The organism is Bacillus sp. AFS015802, assembly GCF_002561455.1.
Lineage (GTDB): Bacteria > Bacillota > Bacilli > Bacillales > Bacillaceae_B > Rossellomorea.
Window position 1 is genome coordinate 99674 of sequence record NZ_NTUP01000015.1, and the last position, 12139, is coordinate 111812.

15 protein-coding genes and 1 pseudogene are annotated in these 12139 nt (G+C 39.2%); 6 read left to right on the plus strand and 10 right to left on the minus strand.

Annotated features, from left to right (window positions below; translation table 11 throughout):
* The first annotated feature begins 38 nt into the window (after nucleotides 1–38).
* Entirely contained in the window at nucleotides 39–221 is a 183-nt protein-coding gene (locus tag CN378_RS12055; protein ID WP_098352218.1) for a DUF1272 domain-containing protein, read from the plus strand.
* Between the two features lie 62 nt (nucleotides 222–283).
* On the opposite strand, the gene CN378_RS12060 is transcribed toward CN378_RS12055, so the two are convergent.
* Nucleotides 284–736 carry an NUDIX domain-containing protein gene (locus CN378_RS12060; protein ID WP_098352220.1) on the minus strand — a complete coding sequence of 151 codons (453 nt, stop codon included), beginning with the start codon at nucleotides 734–736 and terminating at the stop codon, nucleotides 284–286.
* Between the two features lie 259 nt (nucleotides 737–995).
* Here CN378_RS12060 and CN378_RS12065 point away from each other — a divergent pair, with 259 nt between their 5' ends.
* Nucleotides 996–2045, plus strand: a complete 1050-nt coding sequence (locus tag CN378_RS12065) for a serine hydrolase domain-containing protein (protein WP_179884895.1) — start codon at nucleotides 996–998, stop codon at nucleotides 2043–2045.
* A 205-nt stretch (nucleotides 2046–2250) separates the two neighbouring features.
* On the opposite strand, the gene CN378_RS12070 is transcribed toward CN378_RS12065, so the two are convergent.
* Nucleotides 2251–2538 (minus strand): hypothetical protein, encoded by a 288-nt coding sequence (locus CN378_RS12070; RefSeq protein ID WP_098352224.1) that lies wholly within the window; start codon nucleotides 2536–2538, stop codon nucleotides 2251–2253.
* Nucleotides 2539–2797: 259 nt separating this feature from the next.
* Here CN378_RS12070 and CN378_RS12075 point away from each other — a divergent pair, with 259 nt between their 5' ends.
* A complete protein-coding gene (locus CN378_RS12075) occupies nucleotides 2798–3286 on the plus strand; it encodes a sigma-70 family RNA polymerase sigma factor (RefSeq protein WP_098352226.1) in 489 nt (162 codons plus the stop codon).
* A gap of 108 nt (nucleotides 3287–3394) precedes the next feature.
* Here CN378_RS12075 and CN378_RS12080 read toward each other — a convergent pair.
* Both CN378_RS12080 and CN378_RS12085 read right to left on the minus strand, forming a co-directional pair.
* Nucleotides 3395–3841, minus strand: a pseudogene (locus CN378_RS12080) (GNAT family N-acetyltransferase); the annotation flags it as partial.
* 140 nt (nucleotides 3842–3981) lie between these two features.
* Nucleotides 3982–4611, minus strand: a complete 630-nt coding sequence (locus CN378_RS12085; RefSeq protein WP_257141120.1) for a pentapeptide repeat-containing protein — start codon at nucleotides 4609–4611, stop codon at nucleotides 3982–3984.
* A gap of 210 nt (nucleotides 4612–4821) precedes the next feature.
* Here CN378_RS12085 and CN378_RS12090 point away from each other — a divergent pair, with 210 nt between their 5' ends.
* Nucleotides 4822–5328 carry a GNAT family N-acetyltransferase gene (locus tag CN378_RS12090; RefSeq protein ID WP_098352231.1) on the plus strand — a complete coding sequence of 169 codons (507 nt, stop codon included), beginning with the start codon at nucleotides 4822–4824 and terminating at the stop codon, nucleotides 5326–5328.
* Between the two features lie 194 nt (nucleotides 5329–5522).
* Here the strand turns inward: CN378_RS12090 and CN378_RS12095 are convergent, their stop codons facing one another.
* The 4 genes from CN378_RS12095 to CN378_RS12110 form a co-directional block, all read right to left on the minus strand.
* Entirely contained in the window at nucleotides 5523–6032 is a 510-nt protein-coding gene (locus CN378_RS12095; RefSeq protein WP_257141121.1) for an NUDIX hydrolase, read from the minus strand.
* Between the two features lie 25 nt (nucleotides 6033–6057).
* Nucleotides 6058–6462, minus strand: coding sequence for a hypothetical protein (locus CN378_RS12100; RefSeq protein ID WP_098352233.1), 405 nt, complete (start codon nucleotides 6460–6462; stop codon nucleotides 6058–6060).
* A 549-nt stretch (nucleotides 6463–7011) separates the two neighbouring features.
* Nucleotides 7012–7395, minus strand: a complete 384-nt coding sequence (locus CN378_RS12105) for a VOC family protein (protein ID WP_098352235.1) — start codon at nucleotides 7393–7395, stop codon at nucleotides 7012–7014.
* A gap of 100 nt (nucleotides 7396–7495) precedes the next feature.
* A complete protein-coding gene (locus tag CN378_RS12110) occupies nucleotides 7496–8581 on the minus strand; it encodes a citrate synthase/methylcitrate synthase (protein ID WP_098352237.1) in 1086 nt (361 codons plus the stop codon).
* Between the two features lie 115 nt (nucleotides 8582–8696).
* On the opposite strand from CN378_RS12110, the gene CN378_RS12115 reads away from it, so the two are divergent.
* Nucleotides 8697–9575 carry a LysR family transcriptional regulator gene (locus CN378_RS12115; RefSeq protein ID WP_098352239.1) on the plus strand — a complete coding sequence of 293 codons (879 nt, stop codon included), beginning with the start codon at nucleotides 8697–8699 and terminating at the stop codon, nucleotides 9573–9575.
* 50 nt (nucleotides 9576–9625) lie between these two features.
* Here CN378_RS12115 and CN378_RS12120 read toward each other — a convergent pair whose 3' ends face one another.
* Complete coding sequence (locus CN378_RS12120) at nucleotides 9626–10330, minus strand: class I SAM-dependent methyltransferase (RefSeq protein WP_098352241.1); 705 nt, start codon at nucleotides 10328–10330, stop codon at nucleotides 9626–9628.
* Nucleotides 10331–10656: 326 nt separating this feature from the next.
* Entirely contained in the window at nucleotides 10657–11184 is a 528-nt protein-coding gene (locus tag CN378_RS12125; protein ID WP_098352242.1) for a GNAT family N-acetyltransferase, read from the minus strand.
* 241 nt (nucleotides 11185–11425) lie between these two features.
* Here CN378_RS12125 and CN378_RS12130 point away from each other — a divergent pair, with 241 nt between their 5' ends.
* Nucleotides 11426–11983, plus strand: a complete 558-nt coding sequence (locus tag CN378_RS12130; protein WP_098352243.1) for an MEDS domain-containing protein — start codon at nucleotides 11426–11428, stop codon at nucleotides 11981–11983.
* Nucleotides 11984–12139: the final 156 nt, after the last annotated feature.

Consider the following 12139-nt stretch of genomic DNA (forward strand, 5'->3'; position numbering starts at 1 on the left):
AATATAATGGAAAGAGATAAATAGAAAGGGTGATACATATGGGATTAGAGATGAAGACAAACTGTCAGACATGTAATAGATTAGTGGCGGATCACGCATACATCTGTGTCCATGAGTGTACTTTTTGTGAAGAGTGTACTGCAAAATATGATTCTATCTGTCCGAATTGCAGTGGAGAGTTAGTGAGAAGACCAAAACCACCTACAGGTATAGAACATTAAGAAGAATTACACGAAAAGGGGGGTACAACTCCCCCTTTGTGAATAGAACAAAATGAAAAGGACTAGTTAATATCACCCAGATAAATCTTAGAAGTTCTTTTGACAATATGTGATTCTATTTCTTTAGGATAGAATCTATACTCTTTCAGTTCATTCAATTCAACCCACTCCACCCCGACTTGATGACTGTCGGGATTGGATGGCATCTGATGATTACTCCATTCATTGATCAGCGTACATGTAAAGTAAAACTCCATTTGGTGAACTTCAGAATCAAAAGCTGCATGTTCATGATTCCTACCGATATACTCCCTTACATGCAATAGTTCTCCTACCGCCACTTCACACCCTATCTCCTCGATGCATTCTCTTTTTAAGGTATCATGAAGTGTTTCACCGTGTTCCTGACCTCCACCGGGAGATAAGTAAAAAAATCCTTCCCCATCTTTGTTTTTTGTCAGAAGTAATTTATTTTCTTTAATAATGATGGCTTTCGCAGAGTTTCGTATTGGCATCGGCTAATTTCCCTTCTATTTATCTTGCTTTCTCATATGTATAGAACATGCTGTTTATATGTATCTACTAGATTCTTAGAATTCTCCTAGAATGACTAAAAATCCCCGCTCCTGGAAACGTAAAATGCTAAGCATGCACATAATACCTTTCAATACCGAATGTGAATAATCCTGCTTATGCTTTAGATGGATGTGAGAATTCCATCTACTAATCTTTTTGAAATTCTAGGAATATCTACAATTCGAAAGGATGATTTCTTTGGTCAATCGCACTTTTTTTGAAAAAACAGTCGCAAACCTTCGTGAAACCTTCCAGCTTCCAGGCATATCGGTGTGCCTGACAGATTCTTCAGGGGACGACTTTATTACGGCCTCAGGGTTTCGGGAAATGAATCAAGGGACATTGTTAGATCCCTATGATCACCAGCGTGTAGGAAGCATTACAAAGGTACTCATCAGTACTTTGATATTAAAACTCCAAGAAGATGGCCTTCTCTCCCTTGAACAGTCTGTGGAATCCATCTTACCTGGCACCCTGAAGAATGGCAGCCTGATATCGGTCCGTCAATTACTTCAGCATAGAAGTGGCTTGAAAGATTATTTATGGATGGATATTGCAGGTACTAAATGTATAGAGCATGCAGTTTCAAGCCTGCAGGATCTTTTTCCACCTCAAAGTCTTGTAAGGCTTATCTCCAACCACGATCTGGAATTCGAGCCCGGAACTAAATTTAAGTATTCCAATACTGGGTACATACTGCTGGGAATGATTCTGGAAAAATGTACAGGAGAAAAGCTTGAACATATCGTCCATCACCGGATCATCCAGCCACTTCAACTGGAAAGGACATACTTTCCCGCTGCGAATAGTGTAACCCCGCCTTTTGTAGCAGGGCATTCGAAGGCAACTCCTGACTTGACAGACATATCTGATGATATAACAGAAATAACGAACCTCAATGTGTCAATCATGTGGACGGCAGGAGCTCTTATATCCAATACAGCAGAAATCCAAACGTTCATGAAGGCTCTTTTCAGCAGTACCCTTTTATCTCAGGAATCACTGGAACAAATGCTGAATTTCCATGAAACTGATCATCCGAATCAATTCTATGGTTTGGGTTTGTACAGATATACGTTTGAAAGCGGTATGCAAGCATATGGGCATCAGGGTGGGGTTCATGGGTATGAATCTGTGACACTTTATTTCCCGGATAAACAAATCTTTATGACGGTTATCGTGAATCAAATGCCAGTGGGAGTAGTATCACTTGCCTATCAGCTTTTTAGAGAGGTTTTTAAAGAGTAAAACGCTTTGAATTGAGCGTTTTACTTTCCCTTTTGTTGGGGATGGAGCGGGCATATGTCACTTGACATTAAGTTAACATAATAATGTTATGATCTTCTTCCTTGCTCCTCTAAGAACGTGATTCCTTTCCACTTACTGAGTGACAGCATTGAAAACGTTCTAAACAAGGTTCATTTTCTTATAAAATAGACTAAATCACCTTGACTTAGCCATTCTTCTTCTTTATTTGATCTCGAATCTTCTCTAATTCTTCAAGGGATAGTGTGTTCAAAGAACCCTTAATCTCTTCTTCGATCTTCTTTTTGTTTTTCTTCCTATAGCTATCCCACCACTCCCGGAGGTCTTCCGTATTGGTCAGTAGATATTCAATGTCGATCTCTTCAATTTCATCATCTGATAAATAATAAAGGACGGCGGCTAACATTTGCTCGAGCTTTTGAACGTTTTCCTTTTCAATCATTAAATCATCAGTGTTTTCTTTTTTCCCAGCCATATTAGGTCCTCCTTTATGTTGGATGGTCCTTTTAGTATTGACTATTGATGTGAGTTGTTAAACACCTTTTGTTTGCTTGACATTCATTTGAGTAAATATTTCTGTTCTTAATAGATAATTAAATATGATTACCATGAACAACTCCCGGTTTCTCCCATAAAAACAAGCCCTACCCTCCTTTGCCCATCTCTCCTTCTCTTTGTAAGGTTAAGTTACCCGGGAATTCAAAGAACGGCGCGCTGATCAGAAGGAACGATAGTTGGAGAATTTCGAGGATCTTCATACGCAATATGACTTGATGATTCATAAAATCATTCATTCTTTACACATTTATAAAAACAAACCTGAGTATTATCAGACCGGACTCATCGCACTATGGGAGGCTCATCAAAAATTCGACCACGAAAAAGGAGCATTTCCTGCTTATGCTTTTTCATATGTACGAGGAAGAATACTCTCTCAATTGACGAATGAAAATCGAAATGAAGAAAAAAGTATCTTTAAAGAGATGGAGTTTTTTGACATGATTGAGGATGAGCATGTAAATGAAGGGTTGGCAGAAGAATTATTGTACAGTTATTGCGAAGACTTGACGGAGAATCAGAGAAAATGGGTGATGTATACTTGTCTCTATATGCTGACCGTCAGTGAAATCGCAGAGGTGGAGGATGTATCGATTTCCGCTGTGAAAAAGTGGCGGAAAGGAGCGAAGGATAAAGTGCAGCGAATGCTGGATATAAAAGGCTGATTCACTCAAGCACTAGCTCAAGATAATGGAAGCTTTGGGTTTGGATTATAGAACAAAGAGGGCCAAATAACTGCACTTGGCCCTTTCAAAAAACTCTTAGGTAGATGTAACTTCTTTTACTACGGCCATTTCTCTGCCGAATCTGTCACCATGATCGACAAATCCAAGACTTTCATATAAATGATGGGCTCCCTTATTATCGGGGTGATAACCTACTGCGATTCTAGTTATATCAAGACGTTTAATCATATGCGTTATCATCAGAACTGTTGCAGCTTTTCCAATTCCTTTTCCCTGATAGCTTTTATCCACCATGATCCGGTAAACCCAATAAGCTTGCAGTTCTTCAGGTTCAGTGCTGAACATTAAGAATCCCACTATTTTTTCTTCGAAATATATGGCGAATGGTTTTAATGTCGCATCGAATTTTGATTGCGCGATTGATATCGCATTGGGCTCAATAAATTCCTTCTGGTCAGGAGTTAGTTCCAATTGACAGCACTCGTACCAATTTTCTGCGCTTAGTTCTTCGATTTTAACGTTGTTCGCTTTCAATTATTTTCCCCTTTCAATACGAGGTGCATTTTCATATAATTTTCAAACTGCACTCAAAACATTTAGTGAATAGTAATGTTAGATGCCCTTCCGATATTTAACACGTTCACGCGTAAAGGATCCTACACTCCTATACACCTCTACTCCTTCACCTTAAGTCCCAATAAACTTGCAAACCCGATCGCCTGCTCAGGTGAGACTTCACACCCGTATAGATTTTCAACGGCCACATTTATGCGTGTAAATATGCATGTGCTAATGTCGATTCCTTTGAGATTGGTCTGAGTAAATTCGATCTCATTTAGATCGCATTGATCAAAGTTCACTTTCAGTAGTTCACAGTCAGAGTAGTTTGCATTTTGCAGGGTGGTTTGGCTAAATTCCACCTGCTTTAATCGCGCCTCAACAAAGTCACTCATGTTTGCCTGGCATTCCTTAAATTTCACATTGCCCAGGTTCGCTCCGGAGAAATTCACACCCATTAATTTGCACTCGTTGAAAGTGGCCCGATGTATGATGCCTTCTGTGAAAATTGCATTCGAGAGGTCGCAGTTTTCAAATACAACATCTGTCATATCGATCCGTTGAAGGGATGCACCAGTAAATGAAATATTTTTAAACAACACTTTTGATAGTACGAGCTGATCAATTTTTTCATGGTCCAGTCTCGCATTTTCGATTATACAATTCGATAGGAACGGATCTTCTTCATAATAGACATCTTGAAAGTTGGCTGACTCTAAACGACCAGGGATTTTTGGTATTTCCATCTTAAACCTATGCCCCATGATTACACCTCTACTATATTCATTCTGTATAATGAAACTATAGCATGTAGAAACTTGAATAGTAGTCTTGGATTTTTCTTATGTGTGTGTCTCGCGATGTTTATGATGTCGCTGGATTCTTATGAAAACATTTTACCTATATAATTCCTCGGGTTAATATAAGATAGAATAAGAAAATGGGAGGTGCTCTGCATGACAGTAACAGAAACAAAACGCCTCAATATAAGGTGGTTAGAAGTAACGGATGCAGAATTTATCAAGAGATTATTGAATGAACCAGGTTGGCTGAAATACATAGGTGATAAAGGAATTCGAACGATTGATGATGCAAAGGCTTATATCATAAATGGTCCCCGGGCCATGTATGAACGGGAAGGGTTTGGATTATTTTTGGTAGAGCGCAAAGATGATCATATTCCAATCGGTTTGTGCGGACTGATTAAGCGCCACGGTCTTAAGGACGTGGATATAGGCTTTGCGTTTCTATCTGACTATCAATCTCAAGGATATGCAAGTGAAGCGGCATGGGCTACTATGAAATTCGCTAAAGACATCGGCATCAAACGTCTGGTCGCGATTACCACTAAAGATAATGAATCATCCTCCAGACTGCTTGAAAAATTGGATTTGAAATTAGAAGGATACGTGACATTGCCGAATGATACCGAGGAACTGAAATTGTATGGAATGAAACTCTAAGCTGGAAGAAAACGCTCTTCAATCGAGAGACAGTGTTCTCACTTGCAGCCTTAGGGAACAAAAAAACTTTCTTTTATTAAGAAGAGCTGGAATCTCGGATCTACAGCTCTTCTCTCCTTATCATGTATTTTAGAAATAGGTCTAACCCCTGCAAGAAACACCTAACCGAAACCAGACAAGCGTTCAATACCATTCTAGTTAAATAATTTCTTCAATTCGCCCAATACAAAATTCTCCCGTATAACCCATCGGTTATTCTCATATTGGTCCTTCAACTTTTCATTCCCTTCAATGGCTTCATCCAAGGTAACCCACCTTGGGGTCATCTCAAGTTCCGACTCATAATCCTCCAGTTGTTGTGGTACTCTTTCTGAGTCTATTAATTCACACTTGAAATAGTGGGAGGTCATTTCAAACAAGACATCCTCTTCAAACAGGTCCTTATACCTTTGTGTTACAATCCCCAGAGGCTCTTTCACTAAACAGTGTACAAAACCGGTTTCTTCAGCCACCTCACGAATCAGGGCATCTGATAAGGACTCACCTTCCTCTACTCCTCCTCCCGGAAATTTATAATCCCCCCGGTTTGTATGCATAAGGAGAATGGTATGATTTTGAATGATGACCGCTTTGACGGCCGTTCTGTACTTCATTTTTAATTTTGTTAACTCATTCTTTGGTCTACCCAATACTGTTTCAAACAAAGTCTCCCCTCCTTTCCCTTTAATATTATTGAACTATCGATACTCCTACGACTTGATCCGAAAAGACTATCATTTCATCCATTTCGATAATGGTGTCTGGGTTTCCAAGTGATCTGAGTCGAACGTTCTTTATATGTATAGGTCCTGTTACATTTGAGGCCATCATGTCTGGTGAAAGTTTATTGAGCTCTTCAGCAAATAAATCTAGGCCATATTCCAGAAATGTGTTCCTTTTTTCATCGCTATCAAAAAAATTGACTTGTCCCTCAATCATGGCTGTTTGAGTCAGGATATGAATTGTACCCATTTTCTTAGAAAGGACTTCTTTTGGAATCAGTCCTTCTTCAAACTGTTGGTTTAAATCAGCAAGATGTGTGATAATCGCTTTCTTATAATCCATCGCGATACTCATATTTTCCAGTTTTAACATGGTTATCCCCCTTATAAAGTAGTCACATGATCTTTTCCATATCAAAATCTCTCCACCTGCTTTTGTTCAATCAACCCAATTCCCACCCTGGCAGGAATGACCAAATATCATGAAGATTGTAAATAGTACATACACATATAATTTCTATTCGACAAAATATTCCAATATCCTCCAAAGGAATGAACTTCCCATGGTTTTTTATTTATAAAAAAACGCTTTAGTCTTAAAATGACTAAGATTTAAAGTTAAGGATAACCTTTATACTTTGTAGCCCATTTAATCGACCCGATATTTTGTTGGATATGTTTCACTTGCTTCATTCCCACCATGGTTGAAAAAATCCCTTTTGTCATTATGACATCCAGCAAAGATTTTTGAGGGTTATCCTCCCTTTCAGACGCCTTTCCCAATTGGAAGGGAGCACTAGTAGTAGACAATAATCCTCATTCTTCTGCAGCTTCGTCTAATGTTTCTAGCTGATTACATGATAGAATGAAGATATAGAAAGCCCAAGATCAAATGAAGATCTTGGGCTTTCTATTACGCATCTCATTTATTTTTTTCCATTACAGCAAAGTGATTTTCCTCAAAATCTGCAAAATTGAATACTCTTCCAGAAGGCATTTCAACAATTTGTCCCACCGTAATATTCTTATCAGACAGGTTTTTATGTAATTCATCCAGATCGTCTGTGAAAAGCATTAAAGATGGAGTTCCCAGATTAAGTTCCGGCTGCATTTTAGCAATCAATTCCTTGTTGTGAAGCACAATGCTTGTTTCTGCATCTTTCGTCGGTGCGAGTTCAATCCATCGCATCCCCTGGCCGTTATCTTCTTCTGAAAGGACTGAAAATCCTACTTTTTCAGTCCAGAAGTGTACCGCTTCATCCTGATTATGAACATATAACATAATTTGACCGACTTTACTGATCATCAAGATCACTCCTTAAAAGGTATGCTCCAATTATATCACGGTTCAAATGAAACGTTTATATAAAAAACCTGCATAGTGTAAACATGCAGGTTTCATCTCTTTAGCCGTTTCGTTTTCCTATATATTCGGCTTGAGGTCTGTATATCGTATTGTGATCAGCCTGCTCCAACACATGTGCAGTCCATCCCACAATGCGGCTGGCCGTAAATGTCGGTGTGAAGAGATCGGATGGCAGATGGATCGATTTCATGATGGCAGCAGCATAAAACTCTACATTTGTGTATAGAGATCTACCCGGCTTTAACTCAGCTAAAAGTTCGATGGCCTTTTTCTCCACATAAAGTGCCAGATCCAGGGAATCATCATCCCCCCTGTTTTCTATCAGCTTCTTTCTTATCGCAACAGCTCTTGGGTCATGCGTCTTATATACCCGATGGCCAAACCCCATCAGCTTCTCACCCTTCAACAATTTTCTTCTCATGACACTTTCAGCATTGTCAGCCGTCCCTATTTCGTTCAGTAATTCAATGACTCCGGATGGTGCTCCTCCGTGAAGTGGACCTTTCATTGTCCCGATGGCTGAAGTGATGGCAGAAACCAAATCGGATTCTGTTGAGGCAGTGACTCTTGCAGAGAAAGCAGAGGCATTCATCCCGTGTTCAAGCGTCAGAACCATATAGGCTTCGAGTGCATCCCGAGCTGCTTTAGACGGAGTCTTCCCTGTTAACATATAGAGATAATTCTCTACGTGGTCAAGCTCGGGATCCGGATCAATCAAAGGTCTTTCCTTCACTCTATTGAATCGGTAGGATATGATAGTAGGAATAACGGCTGTCAATCGCATGGCCTGATCAATCTTCGGTTTCCATTTGTAATCTGTGCCCCCTTCAGAAGAGATGACGGTTCGTATTACGCTCATCATGTCCATCCCTTCTGGCAGAGAATGAAGGACTTCCCTCATGACAGGCGTCAAATAACGGTATGAGCTCAGCTTCTTCCTTATATCCATCGCATCCTTCTCTGATGGAAGATGACCATACCATAGTAAGAAAGCCGCTTCTTCATATGACAGATCCTTGAGTTCCCCGATTTCATATCCCCTATAAATGAGTACACCCTCCTTACCATCGATATGACTGATTGTTGTTTGTGCAGCTATAACTCCTTTTAATCCTTCACTAAACATTCGTTTCATCCCCTTTTCCTTTATTACAATTATTGTATAATGGTTTTATAATTAAGAAAATTAAATATATTTAATTCAATTGATTATATTTATAAATAAGAAAAGGGTGGAAAATGTGGATCTGAATGTGGTGAAAACATTTATAACAGCCGCTGAATACAATCATTTCAGGAAAGCGGCTGAGCGGTTATATATTTCACAGCCTACCGTGACGGTACATATTAAACAACTTGAAAAGGAATTGGGTGTGATATTGTTTGAGAGAGATGGGAAGAAAATCAAACTAACAGAAGCTGGAAGATCCTATTTACAGCATGCGAAAAGATTGATCGAGATTTATGAGGAAGGAATATCTGACATTCAATCCTTAAGTCAGGGATACACCACAACGCTTAAAATGGCTATTTCCCCCTTGATTGCTGATAATGTGTTACCTTTTGTATTAAAACAATATATCGAAAATCATCCTCAGGTTGAGATTTCAGTTGAAATTATTGAATCTGCTGAAATTGAGAGAGCGGTATTGGATGAAAGGGTCGATATCGGACTTTCCTGCCTTCCTTGCTTTAGTCCTGAACTTGAACATACTTTACTTTATTCGGATAAAGTCATCTTGGTGGCACCCCATGATGGACGGGATTTTGAATCGGCCCCTCCTCTGGAAGAAGAGGAGCTAATATCATCGAATTATTTATTGACCCATAATCACCCTGCTTATTGGGATGAGCTCTCTCATGCAATAAAGAAATTTTACCCCAGGGCTCGGATGATGAAGGTTTCTCAAACACATATCACGAAACGATTCATCGCAGAAGGGCTAGGCGTATCGTATCTCCCTGCATCTTCAGTCAGGAGAGAACTGCTGGAAGGCAGACTCCTGGAGGTAGAAACAAAAGCCTTTCCCTTGCCGGAAGCGAAAACCTACGCCATTACTAAATATCAACACAAAGTCCAAAGGGAATTTCTGCGTTTCTTGTCCCGGTTCAGAGTATAAAACAGAGATGATATGATCACTATCTCCTGATCATGTCATCTCTGTTTTGATTACCTTTTTTGAAATAGTCCAGTCAGTAAGTCCGAGGCGCCAAATAGATTCTCCGAGTCATCTTTATCAATCATTTTCCTGATTTCAATTGGCTGTAAGGAATGGAAAGCATGTATTAAGCGTTTCTCTGTATAACCTAACCCCCCCATAAGGGAGCCTCTTCTGTACACTTCCCAATCCGATATTTCAGAACCGCCTAATTTCCCACCCTGATGAAAACACGTAATGCCGAAGTATCCCCGATGCTTTAAAGCTCTTTCAATGAGTTTTATGTAGCTGAGCCTCCTATGTGGGGCTATATGATGAAAGCAGCCTGAATCGTATATGAAATCATACTTTCCTTGTTCAACCTCAAACTCGAATATATTCTGGTGAAAAAATTGTATGTTAACATTTTTTTCATCCGCTCGTTCTTTTGCCCAGTCAAGGGACGTCTTTGATACATCGACTGCATCTACCTCAAATCCATGCTCTGCGAGATAAATGGCATTCCTTCCTGGTCCACAGCCGAGTTCCAGTACCTTTCCCCGAGTAATCGTTCCACTATCAATATAGGAAACTAAATTTTCGTCTGGAGCATTCATAAATATAGGGACTGATTTCTCACGATCCGAAAAAAAATCATCCCAAAATGGTTCAGGCTCCCGTAAAAATGAATCCAGCATTGTTAATAAGTCATCGTAATTATGAATGTTTTCTTGCATTTGGTTCCCCCCTTTATGAACTACTTTTATTTTACTTTATGACGAAGGGAGTAAGGTTACCACGATTTTACAAATGGGTTATTTTAGTGTTCAGGTTAGATGGTAAAGAGATCACTATTATACACTTTAAATCATTCAGAAAGACCACAATAAGGTTTAAAAACCCTTCAAATAGGAGGGGATGTAACCTTGTTTTCATTTAAAAAAGAGGGTTCTGGTCCCTTTACAGTTGATGGTCATAAACCACTTGACTCCGCCTGATGTAATAATTGATACAAATTTGTAACGAAAAGGCCTCAAAAAAATGAATCTTCTTTTTTTCCCCATTACCAGTCTATGATTTTCTCCATTCGGATATCGGACCACATTTTGCCGTTCCAGTACGTAAAGTCAGGAATTCTGGCTACTTCCTGATACCCCATCTGCTGGTATAGCTTATGGGCTTGTCTATTAAACTCAAAGACACCCAGTTCTATCCTTGTTAGCCCTTGCTTTTTTATTTCATTCTCCAAGTATCGTACAGCCTTAAAACCAATACCTTTTCCACGTCCCTCGGGTTCACCAATCGTAATTCCCACCCAGGCAGTCCCCTTCACTTTTTTGTAAAGGTGACCGGGATCGACCATGTAATTCATTTCTCCCACAAGTTTGTTATCAAGGTATATTAAGAACATATCGTGAGAGTCCAATCGGGTATTTAAGTCATCCATGGTCATATACCAACGCTTTTCGAGTTCGTCCTGATCTTTATTTGGACGAATCAATGGGACTAAATCAGGATTGTTATCCCACCTATTCAATGCGGTGATGATTTCATTTTCAGGTTCTACTAACTTGGTGAAAAGAACATTCATCTTGTTCCCTCTCTTTCTATTTATCATTACGTCTGTTAAGGAGGGGCGGAATACCGCAAATCGAGAACTCCTTACCCTCACACTCATAGATTTTATCTTAAGAATAATAATTGTTCTATTCTTAATAAATGTCTATAGATTGTCAAGTGGTTATGGTAAGCTTAAAGTAATAAAAATTTTTAACGCTTAGGTCGATTTGCCCCTGGAAGTCTTATTTCCATTGGATGAGAGGTGAGGATAAATGGAAGTGTTAAACGATGTTAAACTCGTAACGTTACACAAGGGTCATGTCTTTTACCCATTTCAGGCAGAAGAAGCCTACATTCGAAACCTGATGCTATTCATTCAGGCCGGTTTGGAAAATAATCAGCATATGTTGATTATCGAAAGCATGAGAAATATTACCAAGGTAAAAAATAGAATGAGCCGGTTATTAACTGAAAAACAGCTGTCATCCATCTATTTAGTTGATAATTTTGATTACTACTTTTTAAGTGGTGATTTTAACACTCAACATATTCTCAGACACTTTCAAAAAGACCTCTCAGTCATTCGAAATCTGAATTCTTCAATCAGAACCTGGGCCCATGTTGAATGGATTTCCAAAGAACCGGATGCATTGCTTCTCAACGAATTTGAATCGACAGCTGATGATTATGTCCGGGAGGAAGGTCTGCTTTCGGTATGCGCCTACTCTAAAAACAGCTTATCATCTACTTTGACTGAAGCTTTGGAAAAGGTTCACCAATATGTGATGACCGATGATCTTCTTCGCTTATCGATGAATTATGAAAGATAATAGATGATGTTAGAAGACTCGTTGATAAAACGGGTCTTTTTTTATATCCACTTTTAATCCTAAGATCTTCCCTTCTTTTCTTCATCCTTTGAACCTCTTGGTTCTATCGACGTCATTCCTCCAATAAGTATAACTATGAAGCTTACAAAGACCTAT